Here is a 24,483-nt window from a genome sequence, read left to right as displayed (position 1 = left end):
CCCGATCCGGTCTTATCCGTCTTCTTTTCCGGAGGAGTCCATGCAGGAACGCCAACGGCGTTCGACCGATGCCGTCACCACGCTGCCGATGGTCCCGCTGCGCGACATCGTCGTGTTTCCGCACACGATGGTGCCGTTCGTCGTCGGGCGCCGCGGCTCGCTCCTCGCCGTCGAGCAGGCGCTCGGCGGCGACAAGCAGATCTTCCTCTCGACCCAGCGGAACGCGAAGGTCGACAGCCCCAAGACCGACGAGATCAACTCGGTCGGCACCGTCGCCACGATCGTGCAGCACCTCAAGCTGCCGAACGGGAACGTCAAGCTGCTCGTCGAGGGCTCCGCCCGCGCGCGCATCCTCGAGATCGAGGAAGACGCCGAGGGGTTCTTCCGCGTCGTCCTGAAGGCGATCGAGCGTCAGGCGGACATGACGCCGGAGCTCCAGCAGACCCTCGAGAAGGTCGCGCTCCTGTTCCAGAAGTTCATGAAGACGACCTCCGAGGTCCCCTACGACACCGCGACCTCGAGCGTGAAGATCACCGATCCGGCGCGCCTCGCCGACACGATCGCCGCTCACCTGCCGATCGGGATCGACGAGAAGCAGGCGCTCCTCGAGACGGTGGCGGTGACCGACCGCCTCGCCGAGGTCGAGCGTCTCCTCGAATCGGAGCTCGAGAAGCTCCGCGTCGACAAGAAGATCACGAACCGGGTCAAGAAGCAGATGGAGAAGGCGCAGAAGGAGTACTACCTCAACGAGAAGATCAAGGCGATCCAGCAGGAGCTGGGCCGCAAGGACGAGCGCGTCAACGAGATCGACGAGTTCCGCCAGAAGATCGAGGCGGCGCGGATGCCCGACGAGGCGAAGGAGAAGGCTCTCCAGGAGCTGAAGCGGCTCGAGGTCATGCCCCCCGTCTCCGCCGAGGCGACGGTCTCGCGGAACTACCTCGAGTGGCTCCTCGCCGTCCCGTGGTCGAAGAAGTCGCGTGAGCTCATCGACATCAAGCGCGCCGAGAAGATCCTGGACGAGGACCACCACGGTCTCGAGAAGATCAAGGAGCGCATCCTCGAGTTCTTGGCGGTCAGGCGTCTCGTCAAGAAGATGAAGGGCTCGATCCTCTGCTTCGTCGGGCCTCCCGGCGTCGGGAAGACGTCGCTCGCCCGGTCGATCGCGCGGGCGACCGGCCGCGAGTTCGTCCGCCTCTCTCTCGGCGGCGTGCGCGACGAGGCCGAGATCCGCGGCCACCGCCGGACGTACATCGGCGCGTTCCCCGGCCAGATCATCCAGATGATGAAGAAGGCGGGGACCAGGAACCCGGTCTTCCTCCTGGACGAGGTCGACAAGATGGCGGCCGACTTCCGCGGCGACCCGTCCGCGGCTCTCCTCGAGGTGCTCGACCCCGAGCAGAACCACGCGTTCCTCGACCACTACCTCGACACCGAGTACGACCTCTCGGACATCATGTTCATCGCGACCGCGAACGTGATGCACACGATCCCCCCGGCGCTTCGCGACCGGATGGAGGTCATCCGCATCGCGGGCTACACGCTCAACGAGAAGCTGTCGATCGCGCAGCGCTACCTCGTGCCGAAGCAGATCAAGGCGCACGGGCTCCAGAACGCGGAGATCACCTTCGAGGACGCCGCCGTCCTCGAGATCGCCGAGCGCTACACGCGCGAGGCCGGCGTGCGGAACCTCGAGCGCGAGATCGCGTCGCTCTGCCGGAAGATCGCCCGGAGGGTCGTCGCGGGCGAAGCCGAGAAGCCGATCGTGATGACCGCGGCGAAGGTGGTCGAGATGCTCGGCGTCCCGCACTACCATCCGCCCCGCGAGATCGAGCGGCAGCCGGCCGTCGGCGTCGCGACCGGCCTCGCCTGGACCGAGACCGGCGGCGAGATCCTGACCACCGAGGCGACGCGCATGGCCGGGCGCGGGAAGATCACGCTCACGGGGCAGCTCGGCGAGGTCATGCAGGAGTCGGCGCAGGCCGCGCTCTCGTACATCCGCGCGCGGGCAGAGGAGCTCGGGATCGATCCGCACTTCTACCGGAAGTACGACGTGCACGTGCACGTGCCGGAGGGCGCGATCCCGAAGGACGGGCCGTCGGCCGGGATCACGATGGCGACGGCGCTGGCGTCCCTCATGACCGGCGTGCCGGTGAGGGGTGACGTCGCGATGACCGGCGAGATCACGCTCCGCGGGAAGGTCCTTCCGATCGGCGGGCTCAAAGAGAAGGTGCTCGCGGCGTACCGCTACGGGACGAAGACGCTCGTCATTCCCCGCGAGAACGAGCGGGATCTGTCGGAGATCCCCGACGACATCCGTAAGATGCTGACGTTCCACTTGGTGGACGACATGGACGAGGTGCTGGAGATCGCCCTGGCCGGCCCGCTTCCGGGCGCGGGTCTGGGCGACGGCGGAAGCCCCCAGGGTGAGGGGCGAAGCGAGAGCGAGGGACCGGTCACGCACTGACGCCGTGAGCCGCTCCGACCCCCGGCCGCCGGTTTTCGGGGCCGCGGGGCTCGTCCGATCGGGAAGACTTGAAGATCGACGATTGCCGATTCGAGAGGGCGACCGCGCGAGCCGAGGACGAGCCTCGTCCGCTCGCGGGGGACGTCGTGTTCCTCGGGCGATCGAACGTGGGGAAATCGACGCTCATCAACGGGCTCCTCGGCGTGCACGGCCTGGCCCGGACGTCGTCGACGCCCGGCCGGACGCAGACGGTGAACTTCTACCGCGTCAACCGCACGCACTTCTTCATCGACCTCCCGGGCTACGGTTACGCCCGTGCCCCGAAGGAGATCCGGCAGCAGTGGGGGCCGATGGTCGAGGGGTTCCTCGAGCGGCGGAAGCGTGCGGTCGCGGCGGCGGTGGTCCTCGTCGACGCTCGTCACGAACCGAGCGAGCTCGACGGCGTCATGCTGCAGTGGCTCGTCGAGCGCGAGATCCCGTGCGTCATCGTGGGGGTGAAGGCCGACAAGCTCTCGGGGAACGCCAAGACGCAGGCGCTCCGGCGCCTCACGGCTGCGTTCCCGACCGGGGACGGCGCCCTGCCGCCGCTCCTCGCGTCGGCGGTCACCGGAGACGGCATGAAGGCCCTGTGGAAGCAGATCGACGCAGCGCTCGCCGCGCACCGACAGAATGTGGGGACATCGCATGGACATCCGTGAGCTGAAGACGATGGACGCGCCGCAGCTGGTCCGCCTCGCGGGCTCGTTCGACATCGAGAACGCCGGCGTGCTCCGCAGGCAGGAGCTGGTCTACCGGATCATCCAGGCCCAGGCGCGGCGGAACGGCCAGCTCGTCGCCGACGGCGTCGTCGAGCGGGTCCACGAAGGGTACGCCTTCCTGCGCGCGCTCGAGGCGAGCTACCTTCCAGGACCCGACGACGTCTTCGTCTCCGCGCAGCAGCTCCGGCGCTTCGGCCTCATGACCGGCGACGCCGTCACCGGCCAGGTGCGGCCTCCGAAGCAGGGCGAGCGCTACTTCTCCCTCGCGCGCATCGATACCGTCAACGGTCTGCCGCCCGATCAGGTCCGCGGCCGTAAGGCGTTCGATGCGCTGACGCCGCTCTACCCCGAGGGGCGCCTCTCGGTCGAGCTCCCCGGCTCCGACGTGACGGGCCGCGTGATCGATCTCATGACACCGCTCGGCCGCGGCCAGCGCGGGCTCATCGTGTCGCCGCCGCGGACCGGGAAAACGATGATGCTCCAGGCGATCGCGAACGCGCTCATGGTGAACCATCCCGACGCCCACCTCATCGTGCTGCTCATCGACGAGCGCCCCGAGGAGGTCACCGACTTCCAGCGGACGGTCAAGGCCGAGGTGATCTCCTCGACCTTCGACGAGCCCGCGAGCCGGCACGTCCAGGTCGCGGAGATGGTCCTCGAGCGCGCCAAGCGCCTCGTCGAGTCGCGCCGCGACGTGGTCCTCCTGCTCGACTCGATCACGCGCCTCGCGCGCGCGTACAACGCCGTCCAGCCGACCTCGGGCCGCATCCTCTCCGGCGGCCTCGACGCGAACGCGCTCCAGAAGCCGAAGCGCTGGTTCGGCACCGCGCGCAACGTCGAGGAGGGGGGCTCGCTCACGATCCTCGCGACCGCGCTCGTCGACACGGGGAGCCGGATGGACGACGTCATCTTCGAGGAGTTCAAGGGGACCGGGAACATGGAGATCAACCTTGACCGGCGCCTCTCCGACCGCCGCGTCTTCCCCGCGGTCGACCTCGCGCGCTCCGGCACACGCAAGGAGGAGCTCCTCCTCTCGAAGAAGGAGCTCGACCGCACGTGGGTCCTCCGCAAGGTCCTCCAGCAGATGTCGCCGGTCGAGGCGATGGAGCTCCTCCGCGACAAGATGCTGAAGACGAAGACGAACGAGGAATTCCTCAATTCCATGGCGGGTTGACAGCTCTCGCTACAATAGCGGGTCCGGCCCTCGGTATATGCCCCTGGGCCCATGAGGTCGCCATGAAAGCCAAGATTCACCCCGAGTACCACGCCGTCACGGTCATGTGCGCCTGCGGCGCGTCGTTCGAGACCCGCTCGACGCGCAAGGACCTGCGCGTCGAGATCTGCTCGAGCTGCCACCCGTTCTTCACCGGCCGCCAGAAGCTGATCGACTCCGCCGGGCGCGTCGAGCGCTTCCAGAAGCGGTACAAGAAGGACACGGGCGCGCCGGCGGCGAGCTGATCGCCCCGAGGGACCAAGGTGGCCGCCCTCGATCCGAAAGTCGAAGAGAAGCTCCGCGCGCTCGTCGCGAAGAGGGAGAGCCTCGCCGAGCAGCTCGCCGATCCCGCGATCGTCTCCGACATGTCGGTCTACCGTCCGGCGGCGAAGGCGTATGCGGAGCTCGGCCCGATCGTCGACACGTACGCGACCTTCAGGAAGGCCGAGGACGACCTCCGCGGCGCGAAGGAGCTCCTGGCCGCGGCCGACGACGCCGAGATGAAGGCGATGGCGCAGGACGAGGCGCGCGCGCTCGAGGCGAGGCTCGGAGAACTCGAGGCGAAGCTCAAGGTCCTGCTCCTCCCGACCGACCCGAACGACGCGAAGAACGTGGTCCTCGAGATCCGCGCCGGCACCGGCGGCGACGAGGCGACCCTCTTCGCGGCCGAGATGTTCCGCATGTACACGCGCTACGCCGAAGCCCAGGGTTGGAAAGTCGAGACAAGCGACCTCTCGGAGAGCACGGTCGGCGGCGTGAAAGAGGTCATCGCGATCATCGAGGGCGACCGGGTGTACAGCCGCCTCAAGTACGAGAGCGGCGTCCACCGGGTCCAGCGCGTGCCTCAGACCGAGACCCAGGGGCGCATCCACACCTCCGCCGTGACGGTCGCGGTCCTTCCGGAAGCCGACGACGTCGAGGTGCACATCGACGAGAAGGATCTTCGGATCGACACCTTCTGCTCGTCCGGCCCGGGCGGCCAGAGCGTGAACACGACGTACTCCGCCGTGCGGATCACGCACCTGCCGACGAACACCGTCGTCCAGTGCCAGGACGAGAAGTCGTGGCACAAGAACAAGGCGCGGGCGATGCAGGTCCTGCGGTCGCGCCTCTACGACCGGATGCTCCAGGAGCAGCAGGCGAAGATCGCCGCCGAGCGGCGCGGGCAGATCGGCTCGGGGGACCGCAGCGAGAAGATCCGCACGTACAACTTCCCCCAGGACCGGATCACCGACCATCGCATCGGGCTCACCGTGCACGACCTGCCGAGCCGCATGAACGGCAGCATCGCCGACATCATCGAGGCCCTCGTCGCGCAAGACCAGGCCCAGCGTCTCAGGGAAGAGGTCCGCGCGTGAGCGTTCCGGCGGGGGCCGCCACCGTCGGACGACTCCTCGACGAATCACGGCGGCGCCTCGAGGCCGCCGGCGTGCCCGATCCCGGCCGCGAGGCGGTCGCGCTCGTCGCGCTCGCGCTCGGGACCGATCGCGGAGGCGTGCTCGCCAGGAAGCCCGATCCCGTCGCGGAGGCCGAAGCGGAGAGGCTCGATACGCTCGTCGCCGCGCGCGTGCGCCGCGTGCCGCTCCAGTACCTCGCCGGCGCCGTCGAGTTCCACGGCCTCCGCATCGTCGTCGGGTCCGGGGTGTTGATCCCGCGGCCGGAGACCGAGGATCTCGTGGACGCCGTGCTCGCGCTCCCGTTGTCTGCCGACGCGCGGGTCGCCGATCTCGGCACCGGAAGCGGCTGCATCGCGGCGGCGCTCGCCGCGGCGCGCCGCGAGTGGCGGGTCACGGCGATCGATCGCTCGCCCGAGGCGCTCGCCATCGCCGCGTCGAATCTCCCGCAACGCGTCCATCTCGTCCAACGCGACTTCGCGAAGGTCCCGGAGCCGGAGCGCGGTGTCTACGACGTCGTCGTGTCGAACCCTCCGTACGTCTCCGAAGCCGAGTGGAAGGATCTCGAGCCCGAGGTGCGGGATCACGAGCCGCGCGCCGCCCTCGTCCCCGGGCCGGGAGGCGACGAGGCCTATCGCGCCGTCGCGCAGGCGTCGTCGTCTCTCTTGAAGCCCGAGGGTTGGCTGGCGCTCGAGCTGGGATTTGCGAGCGCCTCCGCCGCGTCGGGCCACGTCGCCGGCGCCGGTTTCGTGGACATCGAGGTTCGACCCGACCTCCGGGGCATCCCACGCATCCTCCTCGCGCGGCGGCCGCGATGAGGTCGGTCGCCGAGGCGCTCGAGATCGTGCTGGGGGCGGCCGCCCCGCTCGGCGCCGAGACGGTGCCCCTCGCCGAGGCCCGCGGGCGATTCCTCGCGGAGCCGGTCGCGGCCGATCGCGATGCGCCGCCGTCCGACCGATCGGCGATGGACGGATTCGCGGTGCGGGCGAAGGACGCCGCCGCCGGGGCGGTGCTCCGCATCGGAGGGGAGCTTCCCGCGGGGCGGAGCGCCGACGGAGTGAGGGTCCTCGCAGGCACGGCGATCCGGATCTTCACCGGAGCGGTTGTTCCGGAAGGCGCCGACGCGGTCGTCATGGTCGAGGCGACGGACGAAGATCGCGGCACCGGCCGGCTCACCGTCCGCGAGGCCGCCGTCCCGGGGCAGCACATTCGACGGCGCGGCGAGGACGCCCGCGCGGCGAGTCCGGTCCTCGAGGAGGGCCGGAACCTCGGCCCCGCGGAGATCGCCGCCCTTGCGTCGGTCGGCCGCGCGACCGTGCGCGTCGGGAAGCGCCCCTCGGCGGTCGTCCTCTCCACGGGAGACGAGATCGTCGGCATCGCGGACGCTCCCGCGCCGCACCAGATCCGGAACTCGAACGCTCCGATGCTCACGGCGCTCCTCCGCGACGAGGGCGCGGCCGCCGAGGAGCGCGGCAACGTCGCCGACGATCCCGAGGCGCTCGCCGCCGCGATCGAGGCCGCGGGCGCGTCGGACCTCGTGCTCCTGAGCGGCGGCGTGTCGGTCGGCGACTACGACCTCGTCGAGGACGCGGTACGGCGCTGCGGTTACGACGTCCTGTTCCACAACGTCGCGATGCGTCCCGGCAAGCCGCTCCTGGCGGCGCGGCGCGAGCGGCGCCTGCTCTTCGGCCTTCCGGGGAACCCGCTCTCCGCCTTCGCCGGGTTTCGCGTGTTCGTGCTCCCGGCGGTGCGCCGTCTCATGGGCGATCCGGCGCCGCGGCCGGCGAGGCGGCGTGCCGTGCTCGCCGAGGCGCTGCGTCAGAGGCCCGGCCGCGAGGGCTACGTCCTCGCCCGATTGACCTGGCCGGACGGGGAGCCGGTCGCGGTTCCCGTGCGGAGCGCCAGCTCGGGCGACGTCCTCTCGCTCGCCCGAGCCAACGCGTTCGTCGTCGTCCCCGCGGGTACGTCCTCGCTCGATGCGGGCGCGCGCGTCGACGTCATGGCGTGGGGCGCACGCGCTCCTGGCGAAGCGTGAGCCCCGAGGTGAAGAGGAAGCCGGCGGCGAACAGGACGAGGAACGGCGCCGCGCCCCAGAGCCCACACGTCGTGGCGATCGCCGTCCACGCGGCGAGGTAGACGCCGGCGGCAAGCTCGATCCAGGTGTCGGCATTCCGCCCTGCGCGGTAGCGGCGCGTCGCGAGCGCGACGTCGTCGACGACGGCGAGACCGTACTTCGGCGTGCGGCGGAACTCCGCGGCACGCCGGCTGAAGAGCCCCTGAACGACCGCCCGCGCGTTGTTGACGGACAGGCCGACGCCGACGGCCAGGACCATCGGCAGCACGCGGAGCCCCTCGCCGGCACGGCCGGTCGCGCGCCGCTCCGCCACGAGGTAGAACGTCGCGATCGACGCCAGCGAGATCGCGAGCAGCGGGAGATCGAGGAACACGAGCGGCGGCAGGCCCTGGCCGCGCCTCAGCCATGCCGCGGGTCCGAGGAGGAGCGCGAGCACGATCATGAGGAGGTAGGTGGCGTTCGCGGTCAGGTGGACGACCGACTCGAGCTTCACGGCGAGGGGCAGCGGCGCGCGCAAGATCGAGGGGAGGAGCTTGCGGGCGGTCTGGATCGAGCCCTGGGCCCAGCGATGCTGCTGCGACTTGAACGCTCCCATCTCGACCGGCAGCTCGGCGGGCGCGACCGCGTCCTCGACGAAGGCGAAGCGCCAACCCCGGAGCTGAGCCCTGTACGAGAGGTCGAGGTCCTCCGTCAGCGTGTCGTGCTGCCAGCCGCCGGCGTCCTCGATGCAGCGCCGCCGCCAGATGCCGGCGGTGCCGTTGAAGTTGAAGAAGCGGCCGGCGCGATGCCTCGCGGCGTGCTCGATCGCGAAGTGGCCGTCGAGCAGGACCGATTGGGCGCGGGTGAGGAGCGACGCTCCGCGATTCAGGTGTCCCCAGCGCGCCTGGACCATCCCGATCCTCGGGTCCGCGAACGCGGGGACGAGACGCCGAGCGAAATCGGGGGCCGGCTCGAAGTCGGCGTCGAAGACGGCGATGATCTCGCCGCGAGCCGCCGCGAGCCCGGCGGCGAGGGCGCCCGCCTTGAAGCCGCGGCGATCGGCGCGGCGGAGGTGCCGCACGTCGATCCCCGACGAGACGAGGCGTGCCGTGATCGCGGCGACGACGGAGGCCGTCTCGTCGGTCGAGTCATCGAGGACCTGGATCTCGAATCGGTCCCGCGGCCAGTCGAGCGCAGCGCACGCGAGGAGGACGCGGCGCGCCACGTGCAGCTCGTTGTAGAGCGGGATCTGGACCGTGAGGAACGGGAGCTCGTCCGGAAGCTGCGAGGGGGAAGCCGTCGTTCGCCGATGGATCGCGAGGAGCAGCAGCAGGTACGCGCGGTGCGCGCCGTAGAGGGCGAGGAGGCCGAGCACCCCGAAGTAGATCGGGAGGATGAGAGTCGAAAGATGCAACGGATCGCTCCGAACGGGCGAGTATATCCTGCCGATGCGCCCTCGCCTCGTCGTCCTCCTCGCCGCCGCCGGGTCGGTCGCGCTCTACGCGGCGCTCGCCGCGACCGGCGATCTCGCGGCGCACGTTCCGGCGTTCCTCGCCGTTCACGCGGCGCTGATCGCCCTCATGCTCGTCGCGCGGCACGCCGTCGATCGTGGCGGGGTGGGGGAGATACGGCTCGCGATCGCCGCCGCCGTCGTCTTCCGCCTCGTCGGTGCCGCGGCACCCCCGTCGCTCTCGGACGACGTGTACCGCTACGTCTGGGACGGCCGCGTGCAGGCGGCCGGACACCATCCGTACCGCTACGCACCCGACGATCCGCGCCTTGCGGCCCTGCGCGATTCCGTCGTGTTTCCGCGAGTCAATCACCCGGACATCCCGACGATCTATCCGCCGCTCGCCGAGACGCTCTTCGCGGCGCTCGCCTCCGCCGGGCTCGGACCTCTTGGGTTCAAGCTCGTTCTCGCGCTCCTCGACGTCTTGGCGGTCGTCGCGCTCGCGGGCCTCCTCCGCCGTCTTCGCGCCCCGCCGGGGCGTCTCGTGCTCTACGCGTGGAATCCTCTTGCGGTCGTCGAGGTCGCCTTCTCAGGGCACGTGGAGCCGCTCGGCGTCCTCTTCGTCCTGCTCGCGGTCGCCTCCCTCGTGGACGAGCGTCCCGCCCGCGGCGCCGCCGCGCTCGCGGCCGCGATCCAGGCGAAGCTCCTGCCGCTCGTTCTCGTTCCCGGGCTCGCCAGGAGATTCCCGGCGCGCGCCCTCGCCGCCGGTACCGCGGTCATCGCCGTCACGACACTTCCCTATGCGATCGGGGGCCCCGCGTACGGCGCCGGCGTGCACGCCTACGCCCGGAGCTGGGAGCACGGCGCCGTGTTCTTCGCCGGCGTCCGGGCCGCGTGCGCGCGGCTCGACCTCGCTCCCGCGCTGACCTCCGCGATCACCGAAGCGAAAGCGCGCTTCGGTGGCGGAGGAAGCGCAGTATGGGACCTCCTCTACCGGTCGGTCTGGCCGGAAACGCTCGCGCGGATCACCGTCGCGGCGGCGGTCGTCGTCTGGTCGATCGTCCAGTCGTTCCGGCGCGGGCTCGATCCGGCCGCCGAGGCCCGGCACGTCCTGGGCGCGGCTCTCCTCCTGTCTCCCACGCTCCACCCGTGGTATGTGCTCTGGGTCTTGCCGCTCGCGGCGGCGCAGGAGGCGTGGGGCTGGATGATCCTCGGCGCGGCGGTGCCGCTCGGCTATCTCGCGGGGCCGGCGGATCTCTCATGGCCGCTCCGGCTCCTCATCGTCGTGCCCGCGCTTCTGTGGATGACGAAGGACGCGCTACGATCCCGCCGGTGAGCGAAGGGCCGTTCGCATCGATCGTCTCCCGGGCGCGCGAGCGCCGCCGCCGGATCGCGCTTCCGGAGGCGACCGATCCGCGCGTGCTCCTCGCCGCCGCACGGCTCCTCCGGGAGGGGATCGCGGAGCCGCTCCTGGTCGGCTCGAAAACCGAAGTCTTCGCCGCCGCGAAGGCCGCCGGTGTCGCGCTCGAGGGGATCGCCGTGGAGGACCCGGCGGCCTCGTCGCGCGGAGCGCTCGTCGCCCATGCGATCGCCGAGGCGATCGCCGGAACGCGCACCACGCCCGACGAGGCGGCGGCGTGGATCGCGGATCCCGTCTACTTCGCGAACGGGCTCCTCCGCGCGGGGCTCGCCGACGGCTGCGTCTCCGGTGCCGCGCACACGACCGCCGACACCCTCCGTGCCGCGCTCAAGGTGCTTCGTCCGGCCCCCGGCGTCGACCTCGTGTCGTCGTTCTTCCTGATGGCGCTCCGGGAGCCCACACCCTCGGGCGATCGCCTGCTCGCCTTCGCCGACTGCGGGCTCGTGCCGGATCCCGACGCCGCGCAGCTCGCCGAGATCGCGCGACGGACGGCGGCCAGCTTCCGGTCGCTCACCGGGGAGACGCCGCGCGTTGCCCTCCTGTCGTTCTCGACGAAGGGGAGCGCCCGCCACCCGCGCGCCTTGAAGGTGGCGTCGGCCGTCGAGATCCTCCGCCGCGAGCCGCCGGACTTCGCCTTCGACGGCGAGCTTCAGCTCGATGCGGCGCTTGTGCCGGAGGTCGCGGCGTCGAAGGCGCCCGGAAGCGCGATACGCGGCGACGCGAACGTCCTCATCTTCCCCGATCTCGACGCGGGCAACATCGGCTACAAGCTCGTGCAGCGCCTGGGCGGTGCTGACGCCGCCGGCCCGATCCTGCAAGGACTGTCGCGTCCCGCGAACGATCTCTCGCGCGGCTGCACGGTGGGCGACATCGTGCTCGTCGCCGCGATCACCGCTCTCCAGGCCGCGGGCTGATAGGATCTGCCGAGGAGGTTCCGACGATGCGTCCTTCCACGCCCCCAGGAGGCGGCACCGGCGCCGGCGCCGATCGTCCCCAACGGCGCATGCCGCCGCCCGACGTGACCGGCCAGGAGGCCGAGTATCTGGCGCGCCTCCGGGAGCAGCGCACGGCGGTCGTCGTCGAGATGATCGACGGCACGGTGTTTCGCGGCGTCGTCGAGTACTACGATCGCGACGTCATCAAGATCAACACTCCCGAGGGCTCCGGGCCGAACGTCTTCCTGCGGAAGAGGCACGTCCGGCACCTTCACGAGGAGTGACGCGGGCTCAGCGCACCCGCGTTCCCGGCTTCACCGGCTCTTCGAAGGTGGCGACGATCGGACGTCCGTCGAGGTCGGCCGCGAGGAGCATTCCCTGGCTCTCCACCCCGCGCAGCTTGGCGGGCTTCAGGTTCGCCACGACGACGATCGCCTTGCCGACGAGCTGCTCGGGCGCGTAGGCCTTGGCGATCCCCGAGACGATCTGACGCGGCTCGCCCCCCACGTCGAGCTGGAGCTTGAGGAGCTTCTCGGTTCCCTCGATCCTCTCGGCCGCGACGACTCTCGCGACGCGCAGGTCGACCTTGAGGAAATCCTCGATCGTGATCGAGTCACCTGCCGGTGAGGGAGGTGGTGCGGCCGGTGTCGGTGCGGGAGTCTCGCTCACGGGAGTCGTCTCCTTGAAGTAGCCCGCCTTGTCGACGCGGGCGAAGAGCGGGGCGCCCTTCTTGACAGGTGCATGATCGGGGAGCAGCCCCCACCGGAACGTCGAGAGATCGCTCGGAAGGGTCGTCCCGAGGCGCGCGGCGATCTCGGAGGCGGCCTGAGGGATCGCGGGGGAGGCCATCGCCGCGATCTGGAGGAGCGCCTCGGCCGCCCCGCGCACGACCGCGGCGTGGCGTCCGGCCTGAGCGGGGTCCTTCGCGAGCGTCCACGGCGCGTGCGTCTGCAGGAAACGGTTGAGCTCGGCCGCGAGCTTCCACACCGCGGCGAGCCCCCCCGCGAAATCGTAGTCGTCGAACGCGGCGCGCCACGCGGCGTGCGCCTCCGCGGCGGCGCCCTGCAGCTCCGTCGCCTCGGCAAGCCTCGACGGTGGAGGCAGCGCTCCGTGGAACCCGGCGTCGGCGAGCGTGACGACGCGGCTCGTCACGTTCCCGATCTCGTTCGCGAGATCGCCGTTGTACCGGTCGAGGAGCTGCTCGTCCGAATAGCTCCCGTCGAGACCGAACGTCATCTCGCGCAGGAGGAAGTAGCGCAGCGCGTCGGGGCCGACGGCGTCCATGAGCGGGCCGGGTCGCACGACGTTCCCGAGGCTCTTCGACATCTTGGCCTCGTCCCGGAGCCACCAGCCGTGCGCGTAGATGCACTGCGGAAGCGGCAGCCCCGCCGACATGAGGAACGCCGGCCAGTAGACCGCATGGAACCGGACGATGTCCTTGCCGACCAGGTGAACGGAGGCCGGCCAGTACCGGCGCCAGAGCGCGTCGTCCTCTCCGCCGAATCCGAGCGCGCTCATGTAGTTCGTGAGCGCGTCGAGCCAGACGTAGACCGTGTGAGTGGGATCGCCCGGCCACGGGACGCCCCATTTCACCGTGGTCCGCGAGACCGACAGGTCCTTGAGGCCCGACGCGACGAACGCGCGCACCTCGTTGCGCCGGGACACCGGTCGGATCGCCTCCGGATTGCGGTCGATCCAATCGAGGAGCGGCTGCTGGTACTTCGACAGCCGGAAGAACCACGACGACTCGCGGAGCCTCTCCACCGGATGACCGAAGTCGGGGCACTTGCCGTCCTTGATCTGCGACTCCGGGTAGAACGCCTCGCACCCGGCGCAGTACATCCCCTCGTAATCGCCGAGGTAGAGATCGCCTGCGGCCTGCATCCTCGCGATAAGCGCGTGGACACCCTGTCGTTGGCGCGGCTCCGTCGTCCTGATGAAATCGTCGTGGCTGATCGCGAGGCGCTTCCACAGCTCGTGGTAGCGGGAGACGACGCGATCGGCGAGCGCGATCGGGGCGATCCCGAGCTTGGCGGCGGCGCGCTCGATCTTCTGGCCGTGCTCGTCGGTGCCGGTGAGGAACCGGACGTCCCAGCCGGTCATGCGGCGGTAGCGGGCGAGCGCATCGGCGACGACGGTCGTGTACGTGTGCCCGATGTGGGGCTCGTCGTTGACGTAATAGATCGGCGTGGTGAGGTAGAAGGGCTTCATCGCGCTCGTCCTCCCCGGCGGCGGCGTGCGGCGAGCGCGGCCTGCTGCACCGCGGACAGCGAGACGCCGTGCCGGCGGGCGGCGCGGGCGCAGTCGTCGTATTCGGGCCACGCGTGCAGCTCGTCCCGCCCGAGCGTGCCGGCCTTGACGCGGATCGGGCCGTAGGGCGTTGCGACGCGCTCGACCGCGCGGTCGAGCTCGATCCGCCCTTCGCGCCGGAACCTGAGGCCGAGCGTCGTCGTCTCGGCGAGCGCGACGCGCGTCACCGCCTCGAACCGGTCGTCGTCGGTGAGGAACGTGACGAGGTGGCCGAGCCGTCCCTTCTTCATCTGGACGGGCGCCGTGAACACTTCTCTGGCACCGGTCTCGAAGAGGCGCTCGGCCGCGTAAGCGAGCGCCTGGGGCGTCGCATCGTCGACGGTGAACTCGACGACGACGACCTCGCGTGCGTCCGGCCGGGCGGCCTCGGCGGGCGCCTCGCCCAGGAGCACACGGACCACATTCGGCCGGTCGGGGAAGTCGTGCTTCCCGGCGCCGTGGCCGACGGCTTCGAGCGTCATCGCCGGCGGCCCTCCGTAACCGCTCGCGAGCGACGTCAGGAGGGCGGCGCCGGTGGGCGTCAGCCGCTCGCCGTCGGCCGCGGCTCCGGTGAGCGGAACGCCGACGAGGAGGTGACTCGTCGCAGGCCCCGGGACGGGGTAGAGCCCGTGAGCGCACCGTACCGTCCCGGAGCCGGTCGTGACCGGCGAGACGACGACGCGGTCGACGCGGAGCGCCGCGAGCGCGACGCAGACGCCGACGACGTCGGCGATCGCGTCCGCGGCGCCGGCTTCGTGGAGGTGCACCGCGTCCGGCTCCATGCCGTGCGCCCGCGCCTCGGCCTCGATGAGCCGCCGGAAGACGACGAGAGCGCGGTCGCGCACGGCGGGCGGCAGCCCCCCTGACGCGATGACCTTGCGGATCTCCTTCCATCCGCGGCCGTGACCCGCCCCGTGGTGGTCGTGCACGTGATGGTCGTCGCGGCGGGCGCCGGCGACCTTGACCTCGACCCGCGTCGCCGAAACTGCGCCGCGGACCGTCTTCGTCCGCGCGAGCCGCACGCCCTTCAGAGGAAGGCCGGCGAGCGCGCGGCGGATCGCCGGCAGCGAGGCGCCGAGATCGACGAGGGCGCCGAGGATCATGTCTCCCGACGCTCCGGCGGTCGCGTCGATCCAGAGCAGGCGCGTCATGCGGCCGCCGCAAGGAGCGCCGGCAGCACCGTCCCGGCCGGACCTTCCAGGTGCTCGTGCGCATCCGGGGTGAGCGGCGTGCGCTCGGGGTTGACCTCGACGACGTAAGCACCGGCGTCACGCGCGATGAGCGGCAACGAGGCGGCCGGATACACGAGCGAGGAGGTGCCGACGACCAGCACGAGCTCGGCCCGGCGCGCGAACGCCGCGGCGTCCTGGAACTCCCGTGCCGGGAGCGGCTCCTCGAACCAGACGACCGCGGGACGGAGCAGGGCGCCGCACACGCATCGCGGCGGAAGCGGGGCCAGAGAGGGGCTCAGGTCCTCGCGCTCGTTTCCCTCCCGCGTGCACCGCACCCGCCAGAGGCTGCCGTGGAGACGCACGAGCGACGCGCTGCCGGCGCGCTCGTGGAGCCCGTCGACGTTCTGCGTGGCCAGGAGAAAAGGCCTCCCCGTTCGCTCGAGCGCGGCGATTGCGTGATGCGCCGCGTTCGGCTGCACCTCGGCCGCACGCGCGCGGCGCTCGTCGTAGAAACGCCAGACGCGGAGGGGATCGCGGGCGAAAGCCCCCGGGGTCGCGACCTCCGTGGGATCGACGCCCTCCCAGAGGCCACCGGCATCCCGGAAGGTCGCGATCCCGCTCTCGCGCGACACCCCGGCTCCCGTGAGCACCAGGAGCGGTCCCGAGGCGCGGAGAAGCTCGACGAGGCGTGGAGTCGGGGCCGGCTGTTCCAAAGGCGTCCTCGGGTGCGCGGGGAATCGGGGGGAGCCTCGCCCCGGAAAGGGCGCATCGTAGCACTTTCAACCTCGGTCGCCGGTCGCTTGCTACACTCTCCGGTACGCCGCGTTTCGGCGGCGACGAGGTCATCTCATGAGCGAGATCGTCAATGCGACCGACCAGAACTTCGACGCCGAGGTCTTGAAGAGCGCCTCGCCGGTGCTCGTCGACTTCTCCGCCGTCTGGTGCGGGCCGTGCAAGAAGCTCGAGCCGATCGTCCACGAGATCGCGGCCGATTACGGCGCGCGCCTCAAGGTCGTGAAGGTCGACGTCGATTCCGCCCCCGGAACCGCGGCGAAGTTCGGGGTCTTCTCGGTGCCGACGCTCATGATCTTCCGCGGCGGCCAGGTCAAGGACCAGGTCGTCGGCGTTCTCTCGAAGAAGGCGCTGGCGGACAGGGTCGACAAGGTTCTCTAGCGTGGAGACCCTCAACGAGTGGGGCTACCACCTGAGCCAGACGCTCCAGGCGCAGCTCCAGGCCGGCTCGGTGGGCGCCGTGTTCGTCGTCTTCGCGGCCGGCGTCCTCACCAGCCTGACGCCCTGCGTCTACCCGATGATCCCGGTGACGGTCACCTACATCGGCGGGGCCGCCGGAGGGAACCGCCGGCGCGCCGTGGCGCTGTCGGTCACGTACGTCCTCGGACTCTCGCTCATGTACGCGACCCTCGGCGTCGTCGCGTCGCTCCTCGGCAAGATCTTCGGAGAGTTCACACGCTCGCCTTGGGTCTTCGGCGCCGTGGGGCTCGTCATCATGGCGCTCGGCCTCTCGATGCTCGACGTCTTCACGATCCCGGCGCTCATGACCAGCGTGCAGGGCCAGGGCGCCAGGCGCGGCGGGTTCGCCGGCGCTGCCCTGATGGGGGTCGCGGCCGGGTTCGTCGCCGCCCCGTGCACGGCGCCGGTCCTGGGCCTCCTCCTCGCGTACGTGGGCCAGAAACAGAACGTCGCGTGGGGTGCGACGCTCCTTTTCGTGTTCGCCCTGGGGCTCGGTTTGCTCCTGATGCTCCTGGGCATATTTTCTGGACTGCTGACGAGCCTGCCGCGGGGCGGGGCATGGATGGACCGCATCAAGAAGGGGTTCGGCATCGCGATGATCCTGATCGGCGCTGGGTTCCTATGGAAAGCCATCGACCTCTGGAGGCACATGGGGGGTCGCGCATGAGCCGCGTCCGTGTGCTCCTGGGCGCGGCGCTCCTCGCCGGCGCGGCTCTCGCTGCCGAGCAGCCCGCGTCGCTTCCCTCGCCGGTTCCCGCCGCCACCGACCCCGCGACGGGAGAGAAGGTCGCGCTCGACCCCGCGCAGGGGCCGATGCACGTCGTGTTCCTCGCGACGTGGTGCCAACCCTGCGTCCAGGAGCTGCCGAAGCTCTTCGACCTCGACGACCGCTGGAAGGCGGACGGCTATCGGCTGTTCCTCGTCGCGGTGCCGACGCGGCAGACGGCGGCGCGCTTGCAGGAGTTCGGCGCCTCGCAGCCGCATCCGGGCCGGCTCCTCTTCGATGCCGACGGTACCGTCACCGCGGCGTTCGGTGCCACCAACATCCCGGCCCACTTCCTCATCGACCGGAAGGGGACGATCGTCGCGCGCGCCGGGACGATCGACGCGGCGTTCAAGGCCGCCGTCGAGCGGGTCGTCCGCCAGGAAGGGCGGGCGCGGCCGTCGTGACCCCTCGCGCGCGCGTCGGTCTGCTCTTCGGCGGAGCCTCGGTCGAGCACGAGGTCTCCGTCGTCTCCGCGCGCGGCGTCGCCGGCGCGCTCGACCCAGCTCGCTACGACGTCGTGCCGGTGGCGATCGCCGAGGACGGCCGCTGGCTCGCGCCTGCCGCGTCGGCCGCGATCCTCGCTTCCGGAGCGTCCCGCGCGCAGGCGGACGGAGATGCGGGGCTCGTCGTCGATCCGGGCGCCGGCGGGCTCCTGGCGACGGCGAACGGGCACGCGCCGTCGCGCCTGCAGCTCGACGTCATCTTCTCCGTCGTCCACGGCTGGGGCGGGGAGGACGGCCGGATCCAGGGGCTGCTCGATCTCGCCGGCATTCCGTGCGTGGGGTCGGGCGTTCTCGGCTCCGCGGTGGGGATGGACAAGCAGGTCGCGAAGGCGCTCTTCCAGGAGCGCGGGCTCCCCGTCGGCCCCTGGCGCTCGCTCCTGCGGAGCGCGTGGTCGGCGGATCGCGAGACCGAAGAGCGGCGCCTCGCCGAGGCGCTCGGCTTCCCGATGTTCGTGAAGCCCGCCAACGGCGGCTCGTCGGTGGGGATCTCCAAGGTGCGCGACGCGAAGGCGCTCCCCGAAGCGCTCGAGGCCGGGTTCGAGCACGATCGCAAGGTCGTGGTCGAGAAGGGTCTCGACGTGCGCGAGATCGAGTGCGCGGTCCTCGGAAACGACCGGACGGAGGTTTCGATCTGCGGCGAGATCGTCCCCGCGGGCGAATTCTACGATTACGCGTCGAAGTACCAGGACGGCTCGTCGCGCCTGCTCATCCCGGCGCCCTTGGCACCGGAGATCGGAGAGCGCATCCGCGCGCTCGCGCAGGAGGCGTTCGGGGCTCTCGATCTGGCGGGGATGGCGCGCGTCGATTTCTTCCTCGAGCGCGGGTCCGACCGGATCCTCATCAACGAGGTCAACACGCTTCCGGGTTTCACGCCGATCAGCATGTATCCTAAGCTTTGGGAGGCGTCGGGGCTGTCCTACCGGGACCTCCTGACGAAGCTGATCGACCTGGCGCGCGCGCGCCATGCGGAAGAGCGCATGCGCCGGACGCGCCGCGACGGATGAGGCGATGGCGGAGAGCGCGGTTCTCGTCCTGAACAACGTGTACCAGGCGGTGCAGATCACCGGGGTGCGCCGCGCGTTCCGTCTCTTCTACGCGGGCCGGGCCCGTGCCGTCGCGCGCGATTTTCGGACGTACGATTTCGAGAACTGGTGCGATCTTCCGCCGGGCGCCGACCACGAGACGATCGTGACGCCGCGCCGGGAGATCCGGATCCCGCGCGTGATCCAGCTCGTGCACTACGATCGCGTGCCGCGGCGCGACGTCCGGTTCACCCGCCGCAACATCTTCTTCCGCGATCGCAACCGGTGTCAGTACTGCGGCAAGGTCTTTCCCCAGGCCGAGCTCAACCTCGACCACGTCGTACCGCTCTCGCGGGGCGGCGTGTCGAGCTGGGAGAACGTCGTCTGCGCGTGCATCCCGTGCAACAGCCGCAAGGGCAATCGCACGCCTCACGAGGCCGGGATACATCTGGTGCGCACGCCGAAGCGGCCGGCCGGCCATCCGGTACTGCGCACGGGGTGGATCGGCCCTCGTTACGACGAGTGGAAGACCTTCCTCGACGTCGCTTACTGGAACGTCGAGCTGTCGGAGGATCTCGTCCCGCCGCCCGATGGGCCGGCCTGATCCTTTCCCCTCAGACCGAGAGCGTTCATCTTCCGGTAGAGCGTCGGCCTGGACCAACCGAGGCGCGCGGCGGCGGCCGTCAGATTGCCGCGCGTCGCGGCGAGCGCACCCTCGATCATCGCCCGCACCAGACCGTCCGCATCGGGGGGAGGCTCAGCCGGGGTCGCCGTGGCGGGTGCGAAGTCGAGGTCGTCGGCGTCGATGACCCCCGAGGGCGCCCGGAGGAGCGCGCGCGCGAGGACCGATTCGAGCTCGCGGACGTTCCCCGGCCAGGCATGCGCGGCGAGACGCGCCTTGGCGTTCGCCGAGAGCCGCTTCGGTGCGATCCGGCAGCGTGCCGCGAGGCGCGCGAGGAGATCGTCGGCGAGCAGGGGGAGATCGGAGGTGCGCTCGCGCAGCGCCGGCACGCGGACGACGAGCACCTCCAGCCGGTAGCGTAGGTCGGAGCGGAAGCGGCCCGCCGCGACGAGGCGGTCGAGGTCGCGATGGGTCGCCGCGACCACGCGGACGTCGACCGGCGTCTCGTCGAGCGCTCCGACGGCGCGCACCGTGCGCTCCTGAAGGACACGCAGGAGCTTCGCCTGGAGGGGGAGCGGCATGTCGCCGATCTCGTCGAGGAAGACGGTCCCGCCGTCCGCCTGCCGGAGGAGGCCCGGATGATCGCGGTCGGCGCCGGTGAACGCGCCTCGGGCAGCGCCGAACAGCTCTCGCTCGAGGAGCGTCTCGGGGATGGCCGCGCAGTTGATCGCGACGAATCGGCGCGTGGCGCGCGGACCCTCGGCGTGAAGCGCCCGGGCGACGAGCTCCTTTCCCGTGCCCGACTCGCCGAGCACGAGCACCGGAAGCGGAACGGCGGCGGCCGCATCGATCTCCCGCATCAACCGCAGAAAGACGGGGCTCCGGCCGTTGAGGACGGCGGGACCCTCGGCGACGGCGGACGGGGAACGGACGTGAAACGGGCGCCTCAGGAGCCCGACGAGGCTCGCGAACGCGCGGACGAGTCGGCGCGCGGAGGCCCCGTCGACGAGCATCGCCGCGCGGTGATCGAGCACGAGGGCGGCGCGTCGCGGATCGTTACCGGGGACCGGGCTCGCGACCGCCGAGCGGAGGGCGAGCGCCCGGACGGACGCTCCGTCGACGAAAAGAGGCTCGCGGGCCAGGTCCGGCCAGAAGAGCGGCCGGTCGGCGGCGAGCGCCCGCACCGCGAGGCGGCGGCTCACGGCGGGCGGCGTCTCCGACGGCGGCGATGCGGCGACGACCCGCGCGTTACGAGGCGGGGGAGCCGCCTCCACGAGAAAGGCGCGCTCGGCGCCCGCCGCGGCGCGCAGGTGCTCGAGCACGATCCCGAGCGCCGCTTCCGGCGCTTGGGACGCCGCGAGGCACGCTGCCGCCAGCGGCTCGTTTGACGCTCGGGAAGTGCTGACGCTATTCTCGGACCGGCCGTTCGACGGAGCATCCTTGGTCATACCGCGAGCATGGATCGGTGCTGGGCCTCCGCTCAAGCGGGAGCGCGGCGGTCGCCGGTTGTGTCCCCACAACGCATGACGGCGCGCGTGCGACGGGCACCTTGGCTCGAGGTCTCGCTCTGGGTCCTGATGATCGCGCTCGTGTCGCCGCTCGTGATCTACTATCGCTCGGGCGTCATGCCCCTGGCGGCGCTGTTCGGCATCGCCGCCGGGATCGCGCTCGGACTGGCGCTCACCGGCCGGCGGCTCCATCAGAGCCTCCTCGACGATGCGCTGGCGGGGCGGGACGGGAAGGGCCGATTCCTGATGACGTTCGGATTCGCGCTGTTGTTGCTCTTCCTCGTACTCCTGGGAGGGGTCGTGTCGCTCGTGCTGCTGCTCCGCTCCGCTTCCCCCGGGCTCAAAGTCTGATGAGCTATTACCGCAGCACGCCGCCGCGCGGGGGATGGAGCGGGGATTCCATCGGCCTACCGGTCGTCACGCCCGTCAACCGCAACCTCATGATCCTGTGTGGGGTCATGTTCGCCGTCCAGCTCGCCCTTCGGCTCGCCGGCATCGACATCACGCCGCTCTTGGGGCTCGTCCCCGTGGCGGTCGTCCACGGATGGATCTGGCAGCTCGCGAGCTACATGTTCCTCCACGCCAATATCACGCACATCCTCTTCAACCTGCTCGCGATGTGGATGTTCGGCGGCGACGTCGAGCGGCACTGGGGCGGACGGAAGTACCTTGGTTACTGGTTCGTCTGCGGTGTCGGCGCGGGATTGTGCGTCACGGCCGCCGGAGCGCCGCGGCACGTCGCCATTCCGACGATCGGCGCGTCGGGGGCGATCTACGGTCTCATCCTCGCCTACGCGACGCTCTTCGGCGAGCGGCGCATCCTCTGGAACTTCCTCTTCCCGATCAAGGCGCGGACGTTCGCGTGGATCGTCTTCGCGATCGCGTTCGTCTCGAGCCTGCAGGAGCAGGGCGACGGCGTCTCGCACGTCGCGCACCTCGGCGGCATGGTGATCGGCTGGCTCTACCTGAAGCGCGCCTGGCGCGTCGGCGCGCTGTGGCAAGAGCTCTCTTGGCGCGTTCGGCGCCGCCGTTTCAAGGTGATGCCGCCGAACGACGACGACCGCTGGATCCACTGACTGTCGACTGTGAACTGTTGACTGTCGACTTCCGGTCAGTGCCCGCCGAGGCTGTTGTTGATGTCCTCGATCAACAGGCGCGCATCCGACGCAGAGGTCTGCGGTGTGATCTCGACGACGCGTATGTCGGCCCAACGCCCGTTCGCCAGTGTCGTGTAGTACACGAGGTTGGGGGTCGTGATCCAGAGCGTCAGCCGGCCTCCGACGAAAGCGGCGTTTTGCGAGTTGATCACGTGGATGTCGCAGGGGAGGACGAACGACTGGTGATAACCGACGGGAACCGGCTCGTCCCGTACGCCCCAGATGTAGGCGCGACTCGGGTCCGCCATCGTCCTCCCGAGCGTGCTCGTGCAGAAGTACTGGGAGTCGGTTGGCGCGGTCGCGGGCTCCGGTCCGCCTTCGGGGGGAATCGGCGTGGCATCGTCGACCGGTAGCCGCTCGGGTCCGAAGAGGCGCTGGAGCGTCGCCGGGTCGAAACTGGCCCGCCAGTAAGCGGAGGAGTTGCCGACGCTCTGCCGCCAGGTGACGTGCAGGTACTCGTCGCCCAAGTGGATTTGAGGCTCGAGCTCATCGCCGTCGAAGCGCAACAGCATCTGCGGCGCCGACCACGCCGTGTCGAATCGGCTGAAGAACAGATTGAAGCTCCCGCCTTCGTTCCGGGACCACACGAGGACGGGTTTCCCCGTCGCGGGATCGATTTCCAAGGCGGGGTCGCGATCGACGACGGCGTCGTCGGTGCCGGTCACGACGAACGTGTCCTTGCCGCCGCGGGGCCTCTGGCGCGTGGTTCGCAGCACGGTGCCGCTCGGCTTGCCGCTCCCGTTGTACGTATCGACGTCGACACGGTAGACGGTGCCGTCGGCCGCGATGCGCTGCACTTCCGCCCGCGCCGGCGCCGCGGCGAGCGCCCCGACGGCGATGAGCGAGAGGAGGATCGCGTCGCGCTTCATCGCTTGAGGGTGATGACGTCGGTGACGTCGACGGTGCAGAGGAACTCGCGAAGGAAGGGAACCTCCGGGTGCAGATCCTGGAGCGCGTCGAAGTGCGCGTCGCGCATCTCGAGCCGGTTTGCTCGCGACCCCAGCTCGCCGAGCAGGTAGTGACAGTTCTCGACGATGTCGGGGAACCGGCAGGCCTGAGCGGCCTCGAGCGCGCGCTCGCCCTCCTCGATCGCTTCGTCGATCCGGCCTTGCATCAGGTAGGCGTAGCAGAGGTCCTGAAGGCACTCGGCCCGGCAGCGCCGGTCGCCGACTTCTTCCGCGAGCGTGAGGGCGACCGCGAGGCGCTCGAAGCCCGCGTCGAAGCGGCGCTTCAAGATCAGACAGTAGCCGATGTTCTCCTCGAGGATCGCGCGCGAGAACCGCGTGTCGCACTCCTGGCGCTCACGCAGCGACAGCGCGATCCGGTACTCGGCCAGCGCACGGTCGAGGTAGTTCTGATTCAGGTGCACGTTGCCGAGCAGGTTATGGACCGGCGCCAGGAAATCCGCCGAGTCCAGCGCCTGGGCGCGCTCGAGCGCACGCCGAGCGTACGAGAGAGCCCGCTCGTACCGTCCCTGCTGTCTGAGGCTGCACGCCAGGTTGTAGGCGGCGTGGAAGGCGATCTTCGGGTCGGAGGTGCGCAGGAGGATCTCGCGCAACCCTTCCTCGCCGCGGCGCGCCTCTCCCATCTGCAGCCGGACCATCGCGATGTTGAGCTCGGCCTTGTCCGTGTCGTCGGTCGTCGAGGCCGCCTGGCGGAGATGCTCGTACAAGGCGATCGCGGCGGGGAAATCGCCGCTCTGGACAGCCGCCGCCGCGCGCTCGGCACGGTCGTCCGAGCCGTCGCTTCGCAGCTCCGGGGGGGGCGGCGTCACCGCTTCCAGGCCTCCACGCGGCGGGAGGCCTTGTAACGGACGAAGTCGAGGACCTCGGCCTGCGAGACCTCGTCCAACCGCTGGAAGAGGCGGACGATCTCATGCTCGCCGTCTGCGGCGCCACCGCCCGGCTGCTCTTCACGGAAGAAGTCGCCGATGTCCATCCCGAACACGGCGAGGATGCGGAAGAGCGTGTCGAGGGAGACCTTGTACTCGCCGTTCTCCATCCGGCACAGATCGGACTGCTGGACGCCGATGCGTGACGCGAGTTCGGCCTGCGTCAGGTCCCGCTCCTTGCGGAGCTGTCGGATCTTGCTGCCGACGAAAATCGTTTGCCGTCGGCGAGGATTCCGGGATGTCATCGCCCCACTCCTTGCTAAGTCAGAATACCCCGAAAAGCCTTGCCCACCCTGGATTCTTTACAATGATCGCTATTGACACTGTTGTGCGCTCCCCATAAACTTTGGGCCATCGGGGGAAAGTACAAGCGCCCACCACGTGCTCCAATCGGGGGAGGCACGAGGGGTCGCGCGTTGGAGGGTGGGACGGGTGCCAGGTCAGGCTTTCCGCAAGTCCATCGCGCCATGTCGATCGATCAACGTCCGTCACGCTATTAGCGTCATCCTTCCGCCGAATTCGCGAAAGCGCCCTCAACCTACGGCGGCCCTCTGGGCGTGTCAAGCCGAACGTGTACTTCCTTCCCGCTCGCGTCGCGCGATCGAGGTGAACTGA

At 70.4% G+C, this 24,483-nt stretch carries 25 protein-coding genes; 17 read left to right on the top strand and 8 right to left on the bottom strand.

Features of this window, described 5'->3' with window-relative positions; all coding sequences use genetic code 11:
- Positions 1 to 40 precede the first annotated feature (40 nt).
- The 7 genes from lon (at position 41) to glp (ending at position 7,864) form a co-directional block, all read left to right on the top strand.
- Complete coding sequence (gene lon / locus VFV19_04130) at positions 41 to 2,464, top strand: endopeptidase La (protein ID HEX4823476.1); 2,424 nt, start codon at positions 41 to 43, stop codon at positions 2,462 to 2,464.
- Positions 2,465 to 2,532: 68 nt separating this feature from the next.
- Positions 2,533 to 3,162 carry a ribosome biogenesis GTP-binding protein YihA/YsxC gene (yihA, locus tag VFV19_04125; protein ID HEX4823475.1) on the top strand — a complete coding sequence of 210 codons (630 nt, stop codon included), beginning with the start codon at positions 2,533 to 2,535 and terminating at the stop codon, positions 3,160 to 3,162.
- Positions 3,149 to 4,396 (top strand): transcription termination factor Rho, encoded by a 1,248-nt coding sequence (gene rho / locus VFV19_04120; protein HEX4823474.1) that lies wholly within the window; start codon positions 3,149 to 3,151, stop codon positions 4,394 to 4,396. Before yihA ends, rho begins: the two co-directional genes overlap by 14 nt.
- Positions 4,397 to 4,458: 62 nt before the next feature.
- Positions 4,459 to 4,680, top strand: a complete 222-nt coding sequence (rpmE, locus tag VFV19_04115) for a 50S ribosomal protein L31 (GenBank protein ID HEX4823473.1) — start codon at positions 4,459 to 4,461, stop codon at positions 4,678 to 4,680.
- A gap of 18 nt (positions 4,681 to 4,698) precedes the next feature.
- Positions 4,699 to 5,793 (top strand): peptide chain release factor 1, encoded by a 1,095-nt coding sequence (prfA, locus tag VFV19_04110; GenBank protein HEX4823472.1) that lies wholly within the window; start codon positions 4,699 to 4,701, stop codon positions 5,791 to 5,793.
- A complete protein-coding gene (gene prmC / locus VFV19_04105; GenBank protein ID HEX4823471.1) occupies positions 5,790 to 6,647 on the top strand; it encodes a peptide chain release factor N(5)-glutamine methyltransferase in 858 nt (285 codons plus the stop codon). Before prfA ends, prmC begins: the two co-directional genes overlap by 4 nt.
- The gene (gene glp / locus VFV19_04100; protein ID HEX4823470.1) at positions 6,644 to 7,864 is read left to right on the top strand and encodes a gephyrin-like molybdotransferase Glp; all 1,221 of its coding nucleotides are present in this window, start codon (positions 6,644 to 6,646) and stop codon (positions 7,862 to 7,864) included. The genes prmC and glp overlap by 4 nt, the downstream gene beginning before the upstream one ends.
- On the opposite strand, the gene VFV19_04095 is transcribed toward glp, so the two are convergent.
- Complete coding sequence (locus VFV19_04095; GenBank protein ID HEX4823469.1) at positions 7,827 to 9,296, bottom strand: glycosyltransferase; 1,470 nt, start codon at positions 9,294 to 9,296, stop codon at positions 7,827 to 7,829. The two genes, glp and VFV19_04095, sit on opposite strands and share 38 nt — an antisense overlap.
- Positions 9,297 to 9,330: 34 nt before the next feature.
- Between VFV19_04095 and VFV19_04090 the strand changes: the two genes are divergently transcribed.
- From VFV19_04090 to VFV19_04080, 3 genes are read left to right on the top strand one after another with little or no spacing between them, the layout of a single operon-like run.
- Entirely contained in the window at positions 9,331 to 10,668 is a 1,338-nt protein-coding gene (locus tag VFV19_04090) for a hypothetical protein (GenBank protein ID HEX4823468.1), read from the top strand.
- On the top strand, positions 10,665 to 11,666 hold the full coding sequence (gene pta / locus VFV19_04085; protein ID HEX4823467.1) for a phosphate acetyltransferase: 1,002 nt from the start codon (positions 10,665 to 10,667) through the stop codon (positions 11,664 to 11,666). The genes VFV19_04090 and pta overlap by 4 nt, the downstream gene beginning before the upstream one ends.
- Before the next feature lie 26 nt (positions 11,667 to 11,692).
- The gene (locus VFV19_04080; GenBank protein HEX4823466.1) at positions 11,693 to 11,971 is read left to right on the top strand and encodes a hypothetical protein; all 279 of its coding nucleotides are present in this window, start codon (positions 11,693 to 11,695) and stop codon (positions 11,969 to 11,971) included.
- Positions 11,972 to 11,978: 7 nt separating this feature from the next.
- On the opposite strand, the gene metG is transcribed toward VFV19_04080, so the two are convergent.
- From metG to VFV19_04065, 3 genes are read right to left on the bottom strand one after another with little or no spacing between them, the layout of a single operon-like run.
- Positions 11,979 to 13,898 carry a methionine--tRNA ligase gene (gene metG / locus VFV19_04075; protein ID HEX4823465.1) on the bottom strand — a complete coding sequence of 640 codons (1,920 nt, stop codon included), beginning with the start codon at positions 13,896 to 13,898 and terminating at the stop codon, positions 11,979 to 11,981.
- Positions 13,895 to 15,127: a nickel pincer cofactor biosynthesis protein LarC gene (gene larC / locus VFV19_04070; protein ID HEX4823464.1), complete on the bottom strand. Its 1,233-nt coding sequence runs from the start codon at positions 15,125 to 15,127 to the stop codon at positions 13,895 to 13,897. Before larC ends, metG begins: the two co-directional genes overlap by 4 nt.
- Positions 15,124 to 15,861 (bottom strand): NAD-dependent deacylase, encoded by a 738-nt coding sequence (locus tag VFV19_04065; GenBank protein ID HEX4823463.1) that lies wholly within the window; start codon positions 15,859 to 15,861, stop codon positions 15,124 to 15,126. Before VFV19_04065 ends, larC begins: the two co-directional genes overlap by 4 nt.
- A 136-nt stretch (positions 15,862 to 15,997) precedes the next feature.
- Here VFV19_04065 and trxA point away from each other — a divergent pair, with 136 nt between their 5' ends.
- The 5 genes from trxA to VFV19_04040 are packed head-to-tail and all read left to right on the top strand — an operon-like array spanning position 15,998 to position 19,294.
- Entirely contained in the window at positions 15,998 to 16,321 is a 324-nt protein-coding gene (gene trxA, locus VFV19_04060; protein ID HEX4823462.1) for a thioredoxin, read from the top strand.
- Between the two features lies 1 nt (position 16,322).
- Entirely contained in the window at positions 16,323 to 17,066 is a 744-nt protein-coding gene (locus VFV19_04055; protein ID HEX4823461.1) for a cytochrome c biogenesis protein CcdA, read from the top strand.
- On the top strand, positions 17,063 to 17,569 hold the full coding sequence (locus tag VFV19_04050; protein ID HEX4823460.1) for a TlpA disulfide reductase family protein: 507 nt from the start codon (positions 17,063 to 17,065) through the stop codon (positions 17,567 to 17,569). The genes VFV19_04055 and VFV19_04050 overlap by 4 nt, the downstream gene beginning before the upstream one ends.
- Entirely contained in the window at positions 17,566 to 18,672 is a 1,107-nt protein-coding gene (locus tag VFV19_04045; protein HEX4823459.1) for a D-alanine--D-alanine ligase family protein, read from the top strand. The genes VFV19_04050 and VFV19_04045 overlap by 4 nt, the downstream gene beginning before the upstream one ends.
- Positions 18,673 to 18,676: 4 nt before the next feature.
- The gene (locus VFV19_04040) at positions 18,677 to 19,294 is read left to right on the top strand and encodes an HNH endonuclease (GenBank protein ID HEX4823458.1); all 618 of its coding nucleotides are present in this window, start codon (positions 18,677 to 18,679) and stop codon (positions 19,292 to 19,294) included.
- Here the strand turns inward: VFV19_04040 and VFV19_04035 are convergent.
- Positions 19,237 to 20,760 (bottom strand): sigma 54-interacting transcriptional regulator, encoded by a 1,524-nt coding sequence (locus tag VFV19_04035; protein ID HEX4823457.1) that lies wholly within the window; start codon positions 20,758 to 20,760, stop codon positions 19,237 to 19,239. The genes VFV19_04040 and VFV19_04035 overlap by 58 nt on opposite strands.
- Before the next feature lie 87 nt (positions 20,761 to 20,847).
- On the opposite strand from VFV19_04035, the gene VFV19_04030 reads away from it, so the two are divergent.
- Positions 20,848 to 21,171 (top strand): hypothetical protein, encoded by a 324-nt coding sequence (locus VFV19_04030; GenBank protein ID HEX4823456.1) that lies wholly within the window; start codon positions 20,848 to 20,850, stop codon positions 21,169 to 21,171.
- The gene (locus tag VFV19_04025; GenBank protein ID HEX4823455.1) at positions 21,171 to 21,896 is read left to right on the top strand and encodes a rhomboid family intramembrane serine protease; all 726 of its coding nucleotides are present in this window, start codon (positions 21,171 to 21,173) and stop codon (positions 21,894 to 21,896) included. Before VFV19_04030 ends, VFV19_04025 begins: the two co-directional genes overlap by 1 nt.
- A gap of 35 nt (positions 21,897 to 21,931) precedes the next feature.
- Here VFV19_04025 and VFV19_04020 read toward each other — a convergent pair whose 3' ends face one another.
- Genes VFV19_04020 through VFV19_04010 form a run of 3 tightly spaced genes read right to left on the bottom strand, consistent with a single transcriptional unit; the run spans position 21,932 to position 24,113 of the window.
- Entirely contained in the window at positions 21,932 to 22,846 is a 915-nt protein-coding gene (locus VFV19_04020) for a hypothetical protein (GenBank protein HEX4823454.1), read from the bottom strand.
- Positions 22,843 to 23,751, bottom strand: a complete 909-nt coding sequence (locus VFV19_04015; protein ID HEX4823453.1) for a tetratricopeptide repeat protein — start codon at positions 23,749 to 23,751, stop codon at positions 22,843 to 22,845. Before VFV19_04015 ends, VFV19_04020 begins: the two co-directional genes overlap by 4 nt.
- Entirely contained in the window at positions 23,748 to 24,113 is a 366-nt protein-coding gene (locus VFV19_04010; protein HEX4823452.1) for a helix-turn-helix transcriptional regulator, read from the bottom strand. Before VFV19_04010 ends, VFV19_04015 begins: the two co-directional genes overlap by 4 nt.
- Between the last annotated feature and the right edge of the window lie 370 nt (positions 24,114 to 24,483).

It is taken from the genome of Candidatus Polarisedimenticolaceae bacterium, assembly GCA_036275915.1.
Taxonomy (GTDB): domain Bacteria; phylum Acidobacteriota; class Polarisedimenticolia; order Polarisedimenticolales; family DASRJG01; genus DASRJG01.
This window is presented reverse-complemented; position numbering and strand designations above follow the sequence as displayed.

Excerpts from the sequence above, each read along its gene's own strand:
- lon (HEX4823476.1), top strand. The coding sequence starts at position 41 with ATGCAGGAACGCCAACGGCGTTCGACCGATGCCGTCACCACGCTGCCG.
- rho (HEX4823474.1), top strand. The coding sequence starts at position 3,149 with ATGGACATCCGTGAGCTGAAGACGATGGACGCGCCGCAGCTGGTCCGC.
- rpmE (HEX4823473.1), top strand. The coding sequence starts at position 4,459 with ATGAAAGCCAAGATTCACCCCGAGTACCACGCCGTCACGGTCATGTGC.
- glp (HEX4823470.1), top strand. The coding sequence starts at position 6,644 with ATGAGGTCGGTCGCCGAGGCGCTCGAGATCGTGCTGGGGGCGGCCGCC.
- VFV19_04090 (HEX4823468.1), top strand. The coding sequence starts at position 9,331 with ATGCGCCCTCGCCTCGTCGTCCTCCTCGCCGCCGCCGGGTCGGTCGCG.
- VFV19_04080 (HEX4823466.1), top strand. The coding sequence starts at position 11,693 with ATGCGTCCTTCCACGCCCCCAGGAGGCGGCACCGGCGCCGGCGCCGAT.
- metG (HEX4823465.1), bottom strand. The coding sequence starts at position 13,898 with ATGAAGCCCTTCTACCTCACCACGCCGATCTATTACGTCAACGACGAG.
- larC (HEX4823464.1), bottom strand. The coding sequence starts at position 15,127 with ATGACGCGCCTGCTCTGGATCGACGCGACCGCCGGAGCGTCGGGAGAC.
- trxA (HEX4823462.1), top strand. The coding sequence starts at position 15,998 with ATGAGCGAGATCGTCAATGCGACCGACCAGAACTTCGACGCCGAGGTC.
- VFV19_04050 (HEX4823460.1), top strand. The coding sequence starts at position 17,063 with ATGAGCCGCGTCCGTGTGCTCCTGGGCGCGGCGCTCCTCGCCGGCGCG.
- VFV19_04040 (HEX4823458.1), top strand. The coding sequence starts at position 18,677 with ATGGCGGAGAGCGCGGTTCTCGTCCTGAACAACGTGTACCAGGCGGTG.
- VFV19_04035 (HEX4823457.1), bottom strand. The coding sequence starts at position 20,760 with ATGACCAAGGATGCTCCGTCGAACGGCCGGTCCGAGAATAGCGTCAGC.
- VFV19_04025 (HEX4823455.1), top strand. The coding sequence starts at position 21,171 with ATGAGCTATTACCGCAGCACGCCGCCGCGCGGGGGATGGAGCGGGGAT.
- VFV19_04020 (HEX4823454.1), bottom strand. The coding sequence starts at position 22,846 with ATGAAGCGCGACGCGATCCTCCTCTCGCTCATCGCCGTCGGGGCGCTC.
- VFV19_04010 (HEX4823452.1), bottom strand. The coding sequence starts at position 24,113 with ATGACATCCCGGAATCCTCGCCGACGGCAAACGATTTTCGTCGGCAGC.